This is a genomic window from Curtobacterium sp. MCSS17_011, assembly GCF_003224275.1.
Classification (GTDB): domain Bacteria; phylum Actinomycetota; class Actinomycetes; order Actinomycetales; family Microbacteriaceae; genus Curtobacterium.
On record NZ_QKLE01000002.1, the window covers coordinates 224320 to 241747 of the forward strand.

The following is a 17428-nucleotide window of genomic DNA, read 5'->3' on the forward strand; positions in this document are numbered from 1 at the left end:
GTGTTTTGCGAAGGGGTGCCGGAGGGCCGCCGCTCAGATGCGGGACTGCACCTCGGCCAGGGACGGGTTGGTCGCCGTCGTGCCGTCGGGGAACACCAGGGTCGGCACGGTCTGGTTGCCACCGTTGACCTGGGCGACGAGCTCGGCCGTGCCCGGGGTCTGCTCGATGTCGACCTCGGTGAAGGGCACCCCGGCCTTCGACATCTGGTTCTTCAGCCGGGCGCAGTAGCCGCACCACGTGGTGGTGAACATCGTGACGCCGCCGGCTTCGGGCGTGAACTGCTCGCGGGTGATCGTGTCGCTCATCCCTGCAGGCTAACCCCGGGTGCGGGGAAACCTCGCAGTGCCTGGTAGACAAGAGCGTGTGAGCCACACGCACCTCGAGATCGAGCGCACCTACGACCTGCCCGAGGGTGGTGCCCTCCCCGACCTCGTCGGCGCGGGCGGCATCCTCCGCACCGAGCACCAGGAGCCGTTCGAACTGGACGCGACCTACTGGGACACCGAGCGGTACGACCTGGTGGCCGCGCGGGTGACCGTCCGCCGCCGTACGGGTGGCCCAGACGCCGGCTGGCACATCAAGCGCTCGGAGTCGGACACGGTCCGCCACGAGCAGCAGTTCCCCCTGACCGACGACACCGACACAGTGCCCGACGAGGTCCTCGCCGCGCTCTTCACGGAGCGTCGCGGTCGCGGGCTGCGGCCCGTCGTCCGGATCACCACCACCCGCACCGTCACCCGACTGCTCGACGAGGACGGCGACCAGATCGCCGAGCTCGCCGACGACCAGGTCACCGCCCAGCGCCTCGACGACGATGCTCCGGAGACCCCGCGCACCTGGCGCGAGGTCGAGGTCGAGACCGTCGACGGCGTCGACCCGCAGATCGCCCACGAGCTGTTCGCGGCCCTCGACGGGCGCTTCGCGGCCGTCGGCGCCGGCCCCGCCGCCGTCGCGTCCAAGCTGGCACGGGGGCTGGCAGGAGCTCCGGCACCGCGCCTCCAGACCGAGGAGAAGCCGGCCAAGGGCACGACCGCACGCATCCTGGCGAAGCGGGTGCGCAAGCTGCGCGTCGCGCTGCTCGGCCAGGAGGCCCGGCTCCGCTCCGGCGACACGGCCGACCTCCGGCAGGCGGCCGACACCACCCTCGAGATCGCCGCGATCCTGGGCGCCTACCGCCCGGCGTTCCCCGACGGCGAGGCCGTCGACCGCGCCGCCGAGGCAGCGGACGGCCTGGCGGGCGTCACCGCCCGTGCAGCGCTGGCCGAGTACCTGATCGACCGGCTGCCGCGGGCGTCGTCGCCGGCGCAGGACGACCTGGTCGACGCGATGACCCGCGAGCGCATCCTCGCCTCGACCCGGGAACGTCGCGACCAGGCGGTGCGGGACGTCGTCGCGTTCCTGCACGGCGAGCCGTTCCTCGAACTGCTCGACGCCCTCGACGACGCTGCCGAGCGCCCGGCGCCGACGGCGTGGTCGCTCCGCGCACCGAAGCAGGTCGCGCAGGACGTCGGCGCCGACGTGAAGCCGCGCGTGCGCGAACTCGTCCGGGCCGCCGTCGCCGACGACACCTCGGACACCGCTGCCGAGCGCGAGGCCGCCGACCGGACCACCACCGAGGCTGCGTGGCAGGAGACGATGCGCGCCCGGATGGCGATGGACGTGCTCGGCGACGACGCGTTCCCGCACGCGCTGTGGAAGCGGATCGGCACGGCGGCCGACGTGCTGACCGAACGGGTCCGCTCGCTGCACGCCCTCGACATCCTGCGGGCGAACGCGGCCATCGCGGAGCGCGGGGGTGAGGGCACCTTCGGGTACGGGGTGCTCGCGGGGGACCGGGTGCGACTGGCCGAGGAGTCCTACGACGAGGCGGTGCACGCGCTCAACCGCGTGTGAGCGCCGCGCGCGCGCCACTGTTCGCTTGGTGAGCAGAAGAGGTCGGGTCCCGCGTTCGGACCCGACCTCTTCTGCTCACGAAGTGCGTGGCGCTGCTCAGCCCGCGGCGATCGGGTTGGCGTTGGCGGCGGCGGGCGTCTCGTCGGCGAGCCCGAGCACGTCGAGCAGCCAGGCGAGTTCGAACGCCCGCTCCTTCCACGATGCGTACCGCCCGCTCACGCCACCGTGGCCGGCGGACATCTCGGTCTTGAGCAGCACGGGGGCGCCGACCTCGCGGAGCTTCGCGGTCCACTTCGCGGGCTCGACGTACAGCACGCGGGTGTCGTTGATCGAGGTCACGGCGAGGATCCGCGGGTACTGCACGTCGTCGCGGACGTTCTCGTACGGGGTGTACTCGCTCATGTAGCGGTAGACCTCGGCGTCGTGCAGCGGGTCGCCCCACTCGTCCCACTCGATGACGGTGAGGGGTAGGTCCGGGTCGAGGATGCTCGTCAGCGCGTCGACGAACGGCACGGCGGCCAGGATGCCGGCGAACCGCTCGGGTGCGAGGTTGGCGACCGCACCCATCAGGAGCCCGCCCGCGCTGCCGCCCTCGGCCACGAGCCGGTCCGCGCTCGTCCGGCCGGACTCGATCAGGTGCTCGGCGACCGCGACGAAGTCGGTGAACGTGTTCTTCTTCGTCAGGGTCTTGCCGTTCTCGTACCAGTGCCGGCCGAGCTCACCGCCACCACGGACGTGCGCGACGGCGAAGACGACACCGCGGTCGAGCATCGACAGGCGCATGACGCTGAAGCCGGGGTCGATCGAGTGCTCGTACGAGCCGTAGCCGTAGAGGTGCAGCGGTGCCGGGGTACCGTCCTCGACGGCGTCACGACGCCAGACGAGCGAGATCGGCACGCGGGTGCCGTCCGACGCGGTCGCCCAGTCGCGCTCCTGCACGTAGTCGGCCGGGTCGTAGCCACCGAGCACGGGCTGGCGCTTCAGGACGGTGACCTCGCCGGTGGCCAGGTCGAGGTCGCTGACCTCGGAGGGGGTCACGAACGACGTGTACCCGATGCGGAGCGTCGGCTGCTCCCACTCCGGGTTGCCGCCGAGCCCCGCCGAGAACAGTGCTTCGTCGAAGGGGACCTCGTGCGCGTCGCCGTAGCCGTCGCCCTCGATCGGGATGATCGCGACGCGGGGGAGCGCCTCGGAGCGGTACTCCAGGGCGAGGTGTCCGGCGAAGGCGTCGACCGACTCGATGCGGCGCTCGGTGTGGTGCGCCACGACGACGCGGCGGTCACGCTCGGAGGTCGGGTCGTCGGCGGGGACGTCGACGAGCTCGAAGTTCTCGGCGCCGTCGTTGTGCAGCACCAGGAACCGGTCGCTGCCGCCGACGATGGCGTGCTCGATCTCGTACTCGACGCCCTCGCGGCGGGGCCAGACGACCTGGAACTCCCCGGTCGGGTCCGCGGCGTCGAGGACGTGCGCCTCGGACGTGATCTTCGAGCCGAGCTCGATGACGATGTACTGCGAGGAGCGGGTGACACCGACGCCGACCCAGTAGCGGTCGTCGGGTTCCTCGAACACCAGGACGTCCTCGGACGCCGCGGTGCCGACCGTGTGCCGCCAGATCTTGTCCGGACGCCAGGACTCGTCGACCGTGGGGTAGAACACGTAGCGCCCGGCCGGGTCGAACGTGGCGCCGGCCCCGGTGTTCGGGATCGCGTCGCCGAGGTCGGTCCCCGAGGCCAGGTCGCGCACGTGCAGGGTGTACCGCTCGTCACCCTCGACGTCGATGCCGTAGACCAGGCGGGTGCCGTCGTCGCTGATGTCGTAGGTACCGAGGGAGAAGAACTCGTGGCCGTCGGCCAGGGCGTTGCCGTCGAGGACCACCTGCTCGCCGGGGAGCGTCGACTCGCCCTCGACGACGGCGGGCGGCGTCCAGTCGTCGGGGCCGGCGACGGGCACGCGGCAGTGCACACCGTACTGACTGCCCTCGGCGGTGCGGGTGAAGTACCACCAGTCGCCCATGCGGACCGGCACCGAGAGGTCTGTCTCCTGCACGCGGCTCTTCACCTCGGCGAAGATGCGGTCCCGCAGCGGCGCGAGGTGCGCGGTCGCGGCGTCGGTGTGGGCGTTCTCGGCCTCGAGGTACGCCAGGGTGTCGGGGGATTCCTTGTCCCGCAGCCACTCGTAGTCGTCGACGAAGTCGATGCCGTGGTGGGTCCGTGTCACGGGCCGCTTGGCGGCGCTGGGCGGGGTGGATGCGGTGTGCTCGTTGCTCACCGTCCCACCCTATTCGCCCGTACCCCCGGTCAGGCCGCCGTACGCTCGCGGCCGCCCACAGCGGCGTGCACCCGCTGCTCGAACGCCTCGAGCTCGGCGACCACGGCGGGTGCGACCCACGCGCGGTCGCGGCGTCGACCGGTGACCGGACGGAGCACGCCCGCCAGCACCAGGTCGTGCGTGACGCGCTCGACCTCGTCGGCGGTGAGCAGGGTGTCCAGGTGCGCTTCGGTCAGGACGGGGTCGTCGGCGAGAGCCCTGCCGACCACGGCGTGCGGCCCCGATGCGCAGGGGCCGGTGGACCGATCGGCGTCGTGCTCGGCGAGCAGCAGGGCGCTCAGCGTCGCCTCGTCACACACCGTCCCGATCGCGAGGGCCAGATCGACCACGAACCCGGTGACCCGGCCGTCACGGTATTGCTCCAGGTGCCGGAAGTACCGCCGCCGATCAGCCGCGAGTGCGATGGCCACCGGTGCCGTCACCGTCGTCGTGACCCCGCGTCGCCGCAGCACGGCCCCGATCAGTGCCCGCCCGACCCGACCGTTGCCGTCGGTGAACGGGTGGATCGACTCGAACTGCGCGTGCGCGATGGCCGCCTGGGCGATCGGGTGCAGGTCCACGCGGTGCACGAACGCGAACAGGTCGGCCATCAGCGCTGCCACGAGGTCGGGCGGCGGCGGCACGTGCGTGGCGTCGCGGGGCGTGGCGCCGCCCCCGATCCAGTTCTGCACGTCGCGGTACCGGCCGGCGTGCCGCCCGTCCACCGGGTCGTCGCGCATCAGCAGATGGTGTGACTCGAGCAGGGAGGCCTCGGTGACGGTGCCCGAGTCCGCCGCGGAGACCAGGTGCTCGACGGCGCCGCCGGCCCGGACCACAGCGGTGGCGCCCGCGTTCGCCCGGATGCCGACGAGCGCGCGCGCCAGGTCGTCGATCGACGCGGACTCGTCCTCGATCCGGGACGACGCCACCGCTTCGGTCCGTCCGAGCACGGACCCGAGCGGCGCGAGTCCGGAGCCGTGGTGGACGTCGAGGGAACGCAGGGCCTTCGCACTCCGGTCGAGCAGCGCGAGGGTGTCGTCGTCGGGCGTCCAGCGAGCTCGTGCGATGAACGGGGGCAGCGACACCCGCACGGCGGTCACCAGCCGGTCGTCGCGGCATCCGCGGACCGCGCTCCGCCACGGGCGCTCCGCTTGGTCGTGGACGGGCCACTCGGGCGTGGGCCAGGTCTCGCTCCGGTGTGCCATCCCGCGACGGTAGGGCCGCCCGGACGTCCGGCGCCAGGAATCGGTATTCCGCCCGCTCGCCCCGCGTAGCGTTGGTGCCATGAGCAACTCCTTCGCGATCACCGGTGCCCACGTCGTCCCCGTCTCCGCTCCCGCCTTCGACGGTGGCGCGGTCGTCGTCGAGGACGGCCGGATCACCGCGATCGGTCCGGACGTCACCCCGCCCGAGGGCATGCCCGTGGTCGACGCCACCGGTTCGTGGCTGGTGCCCGGGTTCGTCGAGGCGCACGGACACGTCGGCATCCACGAGGAGGCCAACGGCGAGGCCGGCAACGACACGAACGAGATGACCGCGCCGAACACGGCCGGCGTCCGCGCGATCGACGCGATCGACATCGACGACGAGGGCTTCCGGGACGCGCTCGCCGGTGGGATCACGAGCATCGTCGTCAAGCCCGGCTCCGGCAACCCGATCGGCGGTCAGAGCGTCGCCATCAAGACGTGGGGCGGCCGGACGATCGACGAGCAGCTCATCTCCGACGCGGTGAGCGTGAAGAGCGCCCTCGGCGAGAACCCGAAGCGCGTCTACGGCGGCAAGGGCCAGACGCCCTCGACCCGGCTCGGTGTCGCGAAGATCATCCGCGACGCCTTCGTCGAGGCGCAGAACTACCGGGCCGCCCGTGACGCCGCCGCCGCGAAGGACGAGCCGTTCGCCCGCGACCTGACGAAGGAGACACTCGTCCGGGTGCTCGACGGCGAGCTCGTCTGGGACCAGCACACCCACCGCCACGACGACATCGCCACCGCGATCCGCCTGTCCGAGGAGTTCGGCTACCGGCTCGTCGTGAACCACGGCACCGAGGCCCACAAGATCGCCGACGTCCTGGCGGCGAAGGACATCCCGGTCATCTACGGGCCGCTCTTCACCAGTCGCTCGAAGGTCGAGCTCCGCGACCGCGGGATCCCGAACCTCGCCACCATCGCGGCAGCCGGGGTCCGGGTCGCCATCACGACGGACGCGCCGGTCGTGCCGATCAACATGCTCGTCGACCAGGCGACCGCCGCCGTGAAGGAGGGCCTGCCCGCCCAGACCGCACTCGAGGCGCTCACGGTCAACCCGGCGGAGTTCCTCGGCTTCGGCGACCGCGTCGGTCGCCTGGCCGAGGGCTACGACGCCGACCTGGTGCTCTGGGACGGCGATCCGCTCGACGCGACCAGCCGCGCGACGCGCGTCTGGATCGACGGCGAGCCCGTCTTCACGTGGGCCGACGGAGCCGGCGTCACCACCCCGCGCTGGTAGGGGCCACGAGACGCCGGCGTCTTGCGTGACGCGGTGGGCTCAGCCACACGCGGACGGGAGGGCCGTGTCGGGCCCGCCACGGGCCTCCCGTCCGTCAGGTGCCCGGTCGCGAGACGCCGTCGTTTCGGCGTGACGCCGTCACGCCCGCGAGACGCCTCCCGATTCCGCGGCGTCTCGCGGACACGACGGCGTCTTCCAGTCGAGCGGTCAGACCGTGCGTCAGACCTCGCGCGCCAGCAGGAAGTCGTTGATGCGCGTCGTGAGCTCGGCGTCGATCGGACGTGCGTCGCCGTTCACCGAACGGATCGGCGCCGCCTGCCGCACGCTCGACACGAGCCAGAGCGCGTCCGCGGCCGCCAGGTCGGCGAGCGTGACGAGCTCGTAGGCGGTCTCGATGCCCTCCTGCTGAGCGAAGCGGAACACGTCGGCCTGCGTCGTGCCGGCCAGGATCCCGATGTCGGTGCGGGGCGTGACGAGCCGGTCGCCCACCTTCATGATCAGGTTGGCGCGCGTGCCCTCGAGCACGTAGCCGTCGCTCGAGACGAACAGGGCGTCGTCGGCGCCGCGGCGGACGGCCTCGCGCAGGGCGGCCATGTTGACGCCGTACGACAGCGTCTTCGCGCCCTGCAGCAGCCACGGCGAGGTGCGCTCGACGTCGTGCCGGTACCCGCGGTCCAGGACGACGACGGAGATGCCCTCGGTGCGTGCGGCGGTGGAGTCGCCCGACGGCGCGGCGTACACCCAGCCGGTCGGGCGGGCGGTGCCCTCGACGCCGCGGGTCAGCACGGTCTTGGCGAAGGCCTCGCGCACCGGGTCGAGGCGCGCACAGACGGCCTCGATGGCCTGGCGCCAGGCCTCCGGGTCGGGGGCGGGCAGGTCGAGCATGGCGGCGGAGCGGCCGAAGCGGGCGAGGTGCGCCTCGAGGGCCTGGGGCCGGCCGTCGATCACCGTGATCGTCTCGAACACGCCGTCACCGCGCGTGACGCCGAGGTCCTGCACCTGCACGTGCTCCTCGAGTGGCTTCGCCCAGGTGAAGGCGTCCGCCGCGGGGTCGTGCGGCGCGGCGTCGCGGGAGGGCTGGTTGAGGACGGCGAGCACGGTTTCGGTCATGCCTCCATCCAACCGCAGCTCAGCCGGCTTCGGGCAGCGCGCCGAGCAGCTTCCACACGGCGGGCGTCAGCTCGGGGTGCTGCAGCGCGATCCGGCGCAGCCGGTGGTACTCCTCGCCCAGCCGGGTGCCCTGCCCCGACGCCGGGTGGCTCGACCACTGCGCGTGCCGCTTGCCGATCGCCTCGTCCAGGTCGACGGCGTCCGCGCGCAGGATCAGCACGACCTGCTCGTCGACGGTGGGGAGCGTCGGCATGAACTCCCACGGGTCCTCACCCTGGCGGCTCCGGTGCTCGACGAGCATCGAGATCTCTTCGGCAGCCTCGGCGCGCAGCACTTCGAGGCTGCGCCCGGTCCTGCGGGGCTCAGCCATGGTGCCCCCGCAGCACGCCTGCCATGGGAAGAGCGTACGACACTCCATCGGTCACACTGGACGCGTGACGCTTCGCGACGAGAGCAAGTCCCAGCATCCCCGGGTGGTGGTCGTGTACCTGCTGCGCGACGGCGAGGCAGGCCCCGAGGTGCTGCTGGGGGAGAAGCGCCGTGGCCTCGGCACCGGCCGTCTGGTCGGCCCCGGCGGCAAGCGCGAGCCCGGCGAGTCGGCGGTCGAGACCGCCGTGCGCGAGGTGCGTGAAGAGGTCGGCCTGCGGCTCGACGCGGTCGACCTGGAGGCCCGTGGCACGTTGGACTACCGGTTCCCGTACCGACCGTCCTGGTCCCAGGTCTCGGACGTCTTCGTCTGCCGCCGCTGGCAGGGAGACCCGTCGGGCTCCGACGAACTGGAGCCGCGGTGGATCCCCGTCGACGCCGTGCCCTACGACGCGATGTGGGACGACGCCCGCTACTGGTTGCCGGGGGTGCTCGCCGGGGGCAGCGTCCGCGCGCGGTTCACGTTCGCCGAGGACGACGCGACGGTGTCGGGGTTCACCGGCACCGGCGTGGGCGACTAGCGCGTCCGCTGGGTGCGGGTGCTGCCGGTGCGTGCTTCCTCGGCGGCGGCCATGACGTCGGCGTCGCCGCTCCGACCGCCCAGGGGGCGCACGAAGAAGTCGACGATGCCGACGACGATGGCACCGATCATCGAGAACATCGCCCACCCGACGAACAGCCCCGCGGTGCCGCGGCCGTCGGCGGGTGCGAGCAGGACACTCGCGGCGTAGAAACCGACCGTCAGCACGAGGAACACGACGACGACGGTGACGAGGACGCGGTGCCAGGTGATGCGCGGGTTCATCCGATCAGGATACGCGTCAGTGGCACCTCAGCGGTCCGCGTGCCGGCACGGATGATGCACGTGCATCGTGCGACAGAGCGCGCGTCGTTCGACTGGCGCATCGTCGGAACATGCGCACGCAGTAGATGCATGTGCATCATGCGACAGAACTCGCGTCGTTCGACTGGTGCACTGTCGGAAAGTGCGCAAGCAGTCGGTCTGCGCGAGCGGTGCGATCGTCAGGAACGAGCTACCGGTCCGCGTGCCGGCCGTGCTGCGGCTCGTCCGACGTGTCGGACCGAGCCGACGCCCTGGAGCCCTCGCTGCGGGGGACGGGACGGGTGCGCGGTCCGGTCCCCGCGCCTCCCGGCCGTTGCACCGGACCGGTGCGTTCGCCGCTCCGCACCACGGCGATCCGACCGGTCGGGGTCGCGCCCGGTTCGAGGCCGTCGCGACCACCGGTGAAGACGTCGCCGCCGGTGCGCTCGTCCTCCCAGTCGTCGTCCCGCAGCACGCTCAGGGTGCCGGTCTCGGTCGAGGTCAGGCCGTGGCGCTCGAGCTCGGCGTCGCGCTGCCCGCCGAGGAACTCGCGGTTGGCGGTGTTGGCGTCCTGGAACATCGTGGTCCGGCCGGTGACGATCGCCCGGATCCGTCGGCGCTCCCACCACTTCTTGCCGAAGTACATCAGCACCAGGCCGGCCGTGGCGTAGCAGGCCATCGTGATCAGGCCGCGGGCCGGGCCGGGGCCGACGCCGTAGACCTGGTGCTTGATCATGTCGACCATGCTCGAGCCGACCACGACGTTGTTCAGCCACGCGAAGGGCTCCGGCATGAACCACTTCGGGTAGGCGCCGCCGGACGACGGCATGGACAGGAAGACGAAGCAGACCATCGCGGGCGCGGCGATGAACCGGCCGACGAAGTAGCTCAGGCCGTTCACCGCCAGGCCGATCGCGACGATCCACCCCCAGGCGATGAGCACGAGCTGGATCCAGTGCCCGTGGATGGCGCCGAGCACCGGCCCGGCGAGCGTGTTCGTGATGAGCGAGATGACGAGTCCGCCGACCACGATGACCGTCATCCGGGTGCGGTGCCGGAGTGGGCCGCCCATGATGCCGATGAACATCGCGACCATGTAGCCGCCGATGCACCACGCGAGCATGACGTACATCGCGACGGTGCCGTACTCGTCCCACGCAGGCAGCGGTGCGAGCTCGGTGACCTTCGGGGTCGCGACGCCCATTCCGGTGAGCACCGCGGTGAGGGTGGCGGGCACGAGGCTCGCGACCTGGAACTGGTGCGCGCTGGCCTTGAAGAACTCGTTCGCCGCAGGGTCGTACGCGACCGCCATCGAGCCGCCCAACACGTCGCGCTTCGCCTGCGCCAGCGAGTCGTACGAGTGGAACACGAACTCGCCCGGCAACGCCCGCTGCACCGCCTGCACGAACGTCGGGTCACTGCCGATCAAGGCGATCGGGACGTCGTGCGGGTGCGGGGCGTGGAAGGCGAAGACGTAGCACAGGCAGAACCCGACGATGAAGAACAGCGGCATCCACAGCTGCAGACCGATGAGCTGCAGCGACGGGTGCAGCGTCGAGTACCAGCGGCGGTACGCGCTGTGTTGCTGCGGCGCGGGGACGGGAGCCTGCCGCCGGGGTGCCGAACGGGCGTGTCCGGCGACCTTGCCACCACGACGCGGCTTGGTCCCCCGTGCGGAAGGCCGGGTGCCGCGCGGCTTCGGTGGCGTCGGACGGGAACCGCCGGGGCGCTCCGGTCCGTCGTCGTTCCTGGGGACGTCGTTCCGCGGCGTGCTCACTCGGCGCTCTGCTCCTGCTCTCGATCGGAGCGCCAGGATACGCCCGGGGTGCTCAGGAGCGACTGCGCGACGCCTGCGCCGAGTCCATCGCGAGCTCCTCGGCGTCGAGGGTCACGAGCACACGGCGCATGACCTCCTCGTCGAGGTTCCCCTTCTCCCGCTCCTCGAGCACGATCTCGCGGCGGCGGTCGAGGAGCTCGCGTCGGATGTCCTGGATCTGCGAGCCCCGGAGGCGCAGTGCGACGTTCCGCCCTTCGTCCTCTTCTTCTTCCGCGTCCTGACGGAAGGTCTCGGCCTGACGCTCGAGGCGCGCCTTCAGCCGGTTCACCACGGAGTCGACCGCTTCCGAGCCGTACTGCTTCGCCCACGCCGGACGCCGCTTCTCGAGCAGCTCGATCGCGGCCTCGGTGGTGCGCTGGTTGAGCCGCATCTCGCTGCGGACGTCCTCCTCGCCCTCGGCCGGGTCCTGCACCTTGAGCGCACGGATGACGAACGGCAGGGTGAGTCCCTGCAGCAGCAGGGTGCCGACGGTGACGAAGAAGGCGATGATGAAGATCGTGTCCTGCGCCGGGATCTGTGTCGGACTCGCGACGACGGACACGGCTGCGGCCAGGGTCACCACGCCGCGCATGCCCGTCCACGAGATGACGGTGAGCTCCCGCCAGTTGAGCTTCGGCTCGGCGGAACCGCGCATCCACCGCAGCGAGGGGTGCCCACGGGACAGCTTGATCCGCAGTGGCCGGAGCCACTTCCCGTTGATGCGGTTGCGCGCGTAGGACTCGAACACGAACAGCGGTCGCACCAGGATGACGACGACGAGCACGACGGCCGCGGCGGTGAGCGTCTGCCCGAGACTCCGCTCGCTCTCGACGAGGTCCTGCACGACGGTGTTGAGCTGCAGGCCGATGAGCGCGAACACGAAGCCCTCGAGGATGACGTCGATGCTCGTCCAGAGCGGGCGCTCCTGCAATCGGGTGGCGTAGCCCTCCTTCGGCGAGTTGTAGCCGATGTACAGGCCCGCGGTGACCACTGCGATGACCCCGGAGCCGGACAGGTCCTCGGCGAGGATGTAGGCGACGAAGGGCAGCAGGATGCTCATGATCGTCTCGACCACGGGGTCGTTGATGCGCATCCGGATCCAGTGCACGACGACGCCGAGCACGATGCCGACGACGAGGCCCACCCCGATCGCCAGCCCGAAGATCCCGAGGTCCTGCCAGACCGTCAGCGACGTGCCCGCGATGATGAGCGTGAACACGCGCACCAGGGTCAGCGAGGCCGCGTCGTTGATCAGGCTCTCGCCGGACAGCACGGTCATGACGCGCCGGGGGAGACCGAGCTTCCGGCCGATCGCGGCGGCGGACACGGCATCCGGCGGGGCGACGATCGCACCGAGCAGGATCGCCGCCGGGAGCGTCATGTCCGGGATGAGCAGGTACGCCACACCACCGACCACGAGCGCGGTCACGATCACCAGGAAGATGCCGAGCCGTCGGATCTGCTTGATGGACCCGCGGAAGCTCTGCCACGACACGTCGAGGGCCGCCGAGTAGAGCAGCGGTGGCAGGATGACCGTGAGGATCACCTCGGAGTCGATCTCCATCGGGGGCAGCCCGGGCAGGAACGAGGCGGCCAGCGCGACCGCCGTGACGAGCAGTGGAGCGGGGAGGCCCTTGGCCCGGGCGAACCCCGTCACCGCGAGCGATCCGATCAGCAGGATGAGGAGCTCAGCGGTGTCCATGGGACTCATTCTCCCATCGGCATGGTTCCGAAGCTGAACGAGTGTGAAGCTGCGGTGAACAACAGGTTGCGGGTCAGGTTTGCTCGAAGGGCCGACGCCTGGGACACTTGCCCGCGGTGGACATCACACTCATAGTCGTCCTGGTCATCGCGTTGGCCCTCTTCTTCGACTTCACAAACGGTTTTCACGACACCGCCAACGCGATGGCGACCCCGATCGCGACCGGCGCCATGAAGCCCAAGGTGGCGGTCACCGTCGCTGCGGTGCTCAACCTGGTCGGTGCGTTCCTCAGCACCGCCGTGGCGACGTCGATCTCGCACGGGTTGATCAACGAGGGCCCCGGTGGCGTCGCCATCAGCCCGGAGATGATCTTCGCGGGCCTGATCGGGGCAGTCGTCTGGAACATGATCACGTGGCTCCGCGGGCTGCCGTCGTCGTCGTCGCACGCGCTGTTCGGTGGGCTGATCGGTGCCGCGATCGTCGGTGCCGGGTTCCAGTCCGTCAACTACGTCGCGCTGATGACGGTCGTGATCATCCCGGCGTTCGCGTCGCCCGTGATCGCCGCCCTCGTGTCGTTCCTGTCGACGCGCATCGCGTACCGGATCACCCGGCGCCCGGTGTTCCCGAACGAGCGCGGTGGCTTCCGCATCGGACAGGTCTTCACCAGCTCGATGGTGTCGCTCGCGCACGGCACGAACGACGCGCAGAAGACGATGGGCGTCATCACGCTGACGCTCATCGCATCGGGCGCGCAGTCCTCGAACCAGGGCGTGCAGTTCTGGGTCGTCGTCGCCTGCGCGATGGCGATCGCCCTCGGCACCTACACCGGCGGCTGGCGCATCATCCGCACCCTCGGCTCGGGCATCACCGAGATCCGTGCGACGCAGGGCTTCGCCGCCGAGGCCTCGACCGCCGCGACGATCCTCGCCTCGAGCCACCTCGGCTTCGCACTGTCCACCACCCAGGTGTCCTCGGGCTCGATCATCGGTGCCGGTCTCGGCCGCCGTGGGTCGAAGATCCAGTGGTCGACCGCCGGCAAGATCGTCATCGCGTGGTTCATCACGCTGCCGGCCGCCGCCGCGGTGGGCGCGATCGCCTCAGCCATCGCACGGCTGGGCGTCGCGGGTCTCGTGATCGACGCCCTGGTCGGTGCCGCGGTCATCCTCGGTCTGTACCTCTGGTCCCTCCGGAAGCCGCACGAGCAGGCGTCCGCGATCGAGGTGGACGTCGCCGCCAACGCGGTCCTCACCCGCAAGGAGCTGCGCGACATGCAGCGCAAGAAGCGCGCGGACGCTGTCGCACAGCGTCGCGCCGAACTGAGCCGTGAGCGCACGCTCCGTCGCATGGCGGCCCGCAAGGGAGGCCGTCGCTGATGGGCATCGACTGGTTCGCGTTCCTCACCGTGGCGCTCGTCGCCGTCGTGTCGGCGTGCTTCGTCGTCGCCGTGTACTCGGTCGGCCTCCGTCTGTGGAGTGCCGCCGACACCCGCGCCGGCAAGTTCACCGTGAAGGACGACGGCACGATCGGCCCGGCGACCGCCGGCTTCCCGAACCCCGCCGGCGCATCGGCGGCGAGTCGAGCGCTCCGTGCCGCTGCCGTCGCGTGCTTCGTCGTGTGCGGCATCGTCGTGCTCTACGGCATCTACCTGATCGTTCCGCAGTTCCACTGACGGGAACGCTCACCGGGTGAGCAGAAGACGCCGGGTCGTCCCTCGCGACCCGGCGTCTTCTGCTCGCTCGTCGTGCATTCGCCGCGCCCGCAGCGCGAGCGTCGGACGGGCGGGAGGCCCGTGTCCGCCGCTGCTTCCACCCCGCCATTCCGCCCGCTCGCGTCCGGGCGTGACGGCGGGGCGGACGGGAGGCCCGTGGCGGCCTGGCACCGCGCCTCCAGGCCGTCGCGGGCGAGCGGGCGAAATGCCGCCGTGCGTCGCGAAGGCGACCACGGTATTCCGCCCGCTCGCCCGGGCGGCGCGCTTGGTGAGCAGAAGATGTCGCGTCCCGCAGCGCGACCCGACCTCTTCTGCTCACGAAGCGACGGGAGGCCTGTGGCGGGCGCGCCGCCGGTCCCGCCAGCCCGGCGCGTTCCCGGACCGGCTGGACGGACGGGACTACCCTCGACGTGTGACCGGCAACGAGGAGGCACCTGTGACGACGACGCGGACCGAGAGCGACTCGCTGGGATCACGGGAGGTCCCGATCGACGCGTACTGGGGCATCAACACGTTGCGGGCACTGGAGAACTTCCCGATCACCTCCGTGCCGATCGCCGTGTACCCGGACCTCATCGAGGCGCTCGTCACCGTGAAGCAGGCGGCAGCGCGGGCGAACCGGGCGATCGGTGTCCTCGACGAGGAGCGCGCCGGGGCGATCGACCGCGCGGCGCAGGAGGTCCGTGACGGAGCGCTCCGCGAGCAGTTCGTCGTCGACGTCGTGCAGGGCGGCGCGGGCACGAGCACGAACATGAACACGAACGAAGTGCTCGCGAACCGGGCACTCGAACTCCTCGGGCGGGAGCGGGGCGACTACGCGTACCTGCACCCGATCGACCACGTGAACCGCAGCCAGTCGACGAACGACACGTACCCGACGAGCATCAAGATCGCGATGATCTTCGGCGTCCGTCGGCTCATCGTGCAGCTCGAGGAACTCTCCGCGGCGTTCGCCGAGCGTGGTCGCGCCTTCGCCGACGTGCTGAAGGTCGGCCGCACCCAGCTGCAGGACGCGGTGCCGATGACCCTCGGGCAGGAGTTCACCGGCTTCTCGCACACGATCCAGGAGGACGCCGACCTGCTCCGCAAGGTGATGCCGCTGCTCGCCGAGATGAACCTCGGCGCGACGGCGATCGGCACCGGGATCACCGCGGACCCGCTCTACCGCGACGAGGTCCGCCGGCAGCTGCAGGAGGCGAGCGGCATCGACGTCGTGACCGCGCCGGACCTCATCGAGGCGACGAGCGACGCCGGCTCGTTCATGACGCTGTCCGGCACCGTGAAGCGCAGCGCCGCGAAGCTCTCGAAGATCTGCAACGACCTGCGCCTGCTGTCGTCCGGACCGCAGGCGGGCCTGGGGGAGATCACCCTGCCGGCACGTCAGGCGGGCTCGTCGATCATGCCGGGCAAGGTCAACCCCGTGATCCCCGAGGTCGTGAACCAGATCGCCTACGCGGTCGCCGGGGCCGACACCACCGTGACGATGGCAGCGGAGAGCGGGCAGCTCCAGTTGAACGCCTTCGAGCCGATCATCGCCCACTCGATCCTGCAGTCGCTGCAGTGGATGGCCCGCGGCTGCGCGACCCTGCGTGAGCACTGCGTCGTCGGCATCGAGGCGAACGAGGCGAAGCTCGCGGCCCAGGTCGACACGAACGTCGGCGTCGTCACCGCGCTCACGCCGTACATCGGGTACGCGGCGGCTGCGTCGATCGCACACACGGCGCTGACCACCTCGACCCCGATCTCGACGCTCGTCGTGGCGGCGGGGCTCATGGAGGAGGACCAGGTCATGCGGGTGCTCAGCCCGGCACGGCTGTCGGGGATCGAGCTGGCGACGGGTGCGATCCCGATCATCACCGAGGAGATGCTGGACGCCGAGGCGCGCAAGTACTGACGTGGGGCGGGCGCGTGCAGGCACACGCGCACGCCGGCACAAGCGCGGGCACGCGCCCACGCACCCGCGACCCCGTCACGGCAGGGGGCGCTCGCCCACCCGCACCTGCTGCGCCATCGCCCGCAGGTGCTCCTCGCCCGGGGTGAGCTCGGCGTCCTCCTCCTCGGCCACCCGCGCGGCCTCGGCCCGGACGTGCTGCGCGGCCGCGATGTCCTGGTCCCGCCAGCGCGCGAGCGTGAAGTTGCGCGTGACGTCGCGCAGCGGGAGCCGGATCGACTCGTCGGCCTCGATGCCGGCGAGCAGCTGCCGCATCCGGATCACCTCGGAGTCGAGCTCCCCGCCGACCACGAGCACGAAGTTCGAGATGTACAGGTACACCAGCAGCAGGATCGCGCCACCGAGCCACCCGTACGCCCGGTTCCCGCCGCCGAGGGTCTCCACGTAGAGCGCGAACCCCAGGGTGGCGATGGCCCAGGTCACGATCGCGAACGCGGCACCCGCGGACACCCACCGCAACTGCGGGGTCTTCACGTTCGGCGTCGCGTAGTAGAGCACCGCCACCATCACGACGAGGTCGGCCGCGAGCACGGGCCACTTCACCACGTTCCACACGTCGTCGATCCAGGGCGCCCACCCGAGCTGTCGGATGACGGCCTCGGAGATCGTCGGCGTGCCGAGCAGGATGACGATGGCGACGGCGCCGCCGACCATGACGAGCAGCGTGACGAGGAGCATCATGCTGCGGAACTTCCAGATCCGCCGACCCTCCTCGACCTCGTACGCGGTGTTCATCGCCCGCCCGAACGCCGTCGCGTAGCCGGACAGCGACCAGAGCGTCAGCACGACGCCCATCGTGAACCCGAGCCACGGGTTGTCCAGGGTCAGCAGCTGCCGGAGCGGCCCCTCGAGGTGCTCGGCGGTCTCCGGCCGGACGATGAACCCGAGGACCTCGACGATGTCGGTCAGGCTGTCGCCCTTGCGGTCGACGATCGACAGCGCCGACACGACCGCCAGCGCGGTCGGGAACACCGTCAGCAGTGCGAAGAACGTCAGCGACGCGGCCGCGTCGACGACGCGGTGCCGGATCACCGAGTGGTAGGTGCGCCGGACGACGGCGCGGACTCCCGTCCGCTGGAGGTCGCGCGATGCGCTGTCCGGCATGTGTCGTACGGTACCCGACAGGTGCGGTCCTGGAGGCGCGGTGCGGCGTCCCCACGGGCCTCCCGTCCGCCTGTGGGTCGCGCTGGTGCACCTGCAAGACACC

The 17428-nt window shown here is 71.2% G+C and carries 15 protein-coding genes; 6 read left to right on the plus strand and 9 right to left on the minus strand.

Features of this window, described 5'->3' with window-relative positions:
• Positions 1–33 precede the first annotated feature (33 nt).
• Positions 34–306, minus strand: coding sequence for a mycoredoxin (locus tag DEJ17_RS02430; RefSeq protein WP_110891893.1), 273 nt, complete (start codon positions 304–306; stop codon positions 34–36).
• 58 nt (positions 307–364) lie between these two features.
• Here DEJ17_RS02430 and DEJ17_RS02435 point away from each other — a divergent pair, with 58 nt between their 5' ends.
• Complete coding sequence (locus DEJ17_RS02435; RefSeq protein WP_181421000.1) at positions 365–1894, plus strand: CYTH domain-containing protein; 1530 nt, start codon at positions 365–367, stop codon at positions 1892–1894.
• Positions 1895–1990: 96 nt separating this feature from the next.
• Here DEJ17_RS02435 and DEJ17_RS02440 read toward each other — a convergent pair whose 3' ends face one another.
• On the minus strand, positions 1991–4162 hold the full coding sequence (locus DEJ17_RS02440; RefSeq protein ID WP_110891895.1) for a S9 family peptidase: 2172 nt from the start codon (positions 4160–4162) through the stop codon (positions 1991–1993).
• Positions 4163–4191: 29 nt separating this feature from the next.
• The gene (locus tag DEJ17_RS02445; protein WP_181421001.1) at positions 4192–5406 is read right to left on the minus strand and encodes a Fic family protein; all 1215 of its coding nucleotides are present in this window, start codon (positions 5404–5406) and stop codon (positions 4192–4194) included.
• A gap of 79 nt (positions 5407–5485) precedes the next feature.
• Between DEJ17_RS02445 and DEJ17_RS02450 the strand changes: the two genes are divergently transcribed.
• Positions 5486–6685, plus strand: a complete 1200-nt coding sequence (locus DEJ17_RS02450; protein ID WP_110891897.1) for an amidohydrolase — start codon at positions 5486–5488, stop codon at positions 6683–6685.
• Between the two features lie 219 nt (positions 6686–6904).
• On the opposite strand, the gene DEJ17_RS02455 is transcribed toward DEJ17_RS02450, so the two are convergent.
• Both DEJ17_RS02455 and DEJ17_RS02460 read right to left on the minus strand, forming a co-directional pair.
• On the minus strand, positions 6905–7795 hold the full coding sequence (locus DEJ17_RS02455; protein ID WP_110891898.1) for an aminodeoxychorismate lyase: 891 nt from the start codon (positions 7793–7795) through the stop codon (positions 6905–6907).
• 19 nt (positions 7796–7814) lie between these two features.
• Positions 7815–8165, minus strand: coding sequence for a tryptophan synthase subunit alpha (locus tag DEJ17_RS02460; protein WP_027464736.1), 351 nt, complete (start codon positions 8163–8165; stop codon positions 7815–7817).
• Positions 8166–8229: 64 nt separating this feature from the next.
• On the opposite strand from DEJ17_RS02460, the gene DEJ17_RS02465 reads away from it, so the two are divergent.
• On the plus strand, positions 8230–8742 hold the full coding sequence (locus tag DEJ17_RS02465; protein WP_181421002.1) for an 8-oxo-dGTP diphosphatase: 513 nt from the start codon (positions 8230–8232) through the stop codon (positions 8740–8742).
• Here the strand turns inward: DEJ17_RS02465 and DEJ17_RS02470 are convergent.
• The 3 genes from DEJ17_RS02470 to DEJ17_RS02480 form a co-directional block, all read right to left on the minus strand.
• Positions 8739–9026, minus strand: coding sequence for a hypothetical protein (locus DEJ17_RS02470; RefSeq protein WP_110891900.1), 288 nt, complete (start codon positions 9024–9026; stop codon positions 8739–8741). The two genes, DEJ17_RS02465 and DEJ17_RS02470, sit on opposite strands and share 4 nt — an antisense overlap.
• 229 nt (positions 9027–9255) lie before the next feature.
• Positions 9256–10821: an ABC transporter permease gene (locus tag DEJ17_RS02475; RefSeq protein ID WP_110891901.1), complete on the minus strand. Its 1566-nt coding sequence runs from the start codon at positions 10819–10821 to the stop codon at positions 9256–9258.
• Between the two features lie 52 nt (positions 10822–10873).
• The gene (locus tag DEJ17_RS02480; protein WP_110891902.1) at positions 10874–12562 is read right to left on the minus strand and encodes a sodium:proton antiporter; all 1689 of its coding nucleotides are present in this window, start codon (positions 12560–12562) and stop codon (positions 10874–10876) included.
• 116 nt (positions 12563–12678) lie between these two features.
• On the opposite strand from DEJ17_RS02480, the gene DEJ17_RS02485 reads away from it, so the two are divergent.
• The 3 genes from DEJ17_RS02485 (at position 12679) to DEJ17_RS02495 (ending at position 16164) form a co-directional block, all read left to right on the plus strand.
• Positions 12679–13935 carry an inorganic phosphate transporter gene (locus DEJ17_RS02485; RefSeq protein WP_110891903.1) on the plus strand — a complete coding sequence of 419 codons (1257 nt, stop codon included), beginning with the start codon at positions 12679–12681 and terminating at the stop codon, positions 13933–13935.
• A complete protein-coding gene (locus DEJ17_RS02490; protein ID WP_110891904.1) occupies positions 13935–14231 on the plus strand; it encodes a hypothetical protein in 297 nt (98 codons plus the stop codon). The genes DEJ17_RS02485 and DEJ17_RS02490 overlap by 1 nt, the downstream gene beginning before the upstream one ends.
• A 451-nt stretch (positions 14232–14682) precedes the next feature.
• Positions 14683–16164 carry an aspartate ammonia-lyase gene (locus DEJ17_RS02495; RefSeq protein ID WP_110891905.1) on the plus strand — a complete coding sequence of 494 codons (1482 nt, stop codon included), beginning with the start codon at positions 14683–14685 and terminating at the stop codon, positions 16162–16164.
• Positions 16165–16239: 75 nt separating this feature from the next.
• On the opposite strand, the gene DEJ17_RS02500 is transcribed toward DEJ17_RS02495, so the two are convergent.
• On the minus strand, positions 16240–17325 hold the full coding sequence (locus DEJ17_RS02500) for a YihY/virulence factor BrkB family protein (protein WP_110891906.1): 1086 nt from the start codon (positions 17323–17325) through the stop codon (positions 16240–16242).
• Between the last annotated feature and the right edge of the window lie 103 nt (positions 17326–17428).

Coding starts and splice junctions, on each gene's coding strand:
- DEJ17_RS02430 (WP_110891893.1), bottom strand. CDS start 306: ATGAGCGACACGATCACCCGCGAGCAGTTCACGCCCGAAGCCGGCGGC.
- DEJ17_RS02445 (WP_181421001.1), bottom strand. CDS start 5,406: ATGGCACACCGGAGCGAGACCTGGCCCACGCCCGAGTGGCCCGTCCAC.
- DEJ17_RS02450 (WP_110891897.1), top strand. CDS start 5,486: ATGAGCAACTCCTTCGCGATCACCGGTGCCCACGTCGTCCCCGTCTCC.
- DEJ17_RS02455 (WP_110891898.1), bottom strand. CDS start 7,795: ATGACCGAAACCGTGCTCGCCGTCCTCAACCAGCCCTCCCGCGACGCC.
- DEJ17_RS02460 (WP_027464736.1), bottom strand. CDS start 8,165: ATGGCTGAGCCCCGCAGGACCGGGCGCAGCCTCGAAGTGCTGCGCGCC.
- DEJ17_RS02470 (WP_110891900.1), bottom strand. CDS start 9,026: ATGAACCCGCGCATCACCTGGCACCGCGTCCTCGTCACCGTCGTCGTC.
- DEJ17_RS02480 (WP_110891902.1), bottom strand. CDS start 12,562: ATGGACACCGCTGAGCTCCTCATCCTGCTGATCGGATCGCTCGCGGTG.
- DEJ17_RS02490 (WP_110891904.1), top strand. CDS start 13,935: ATGGGCATCGACTGGTTCGCGTTCCTCACCGTGGCGCTCGTCGCCGTC.
- DEJ17_RS02500 (WP_110891906.1), bottom strand. CDS start 17,325: ATGCCGGACAGCGCATCGCGCGACCTCCAGCGGACGGGAGTCCGCGCC.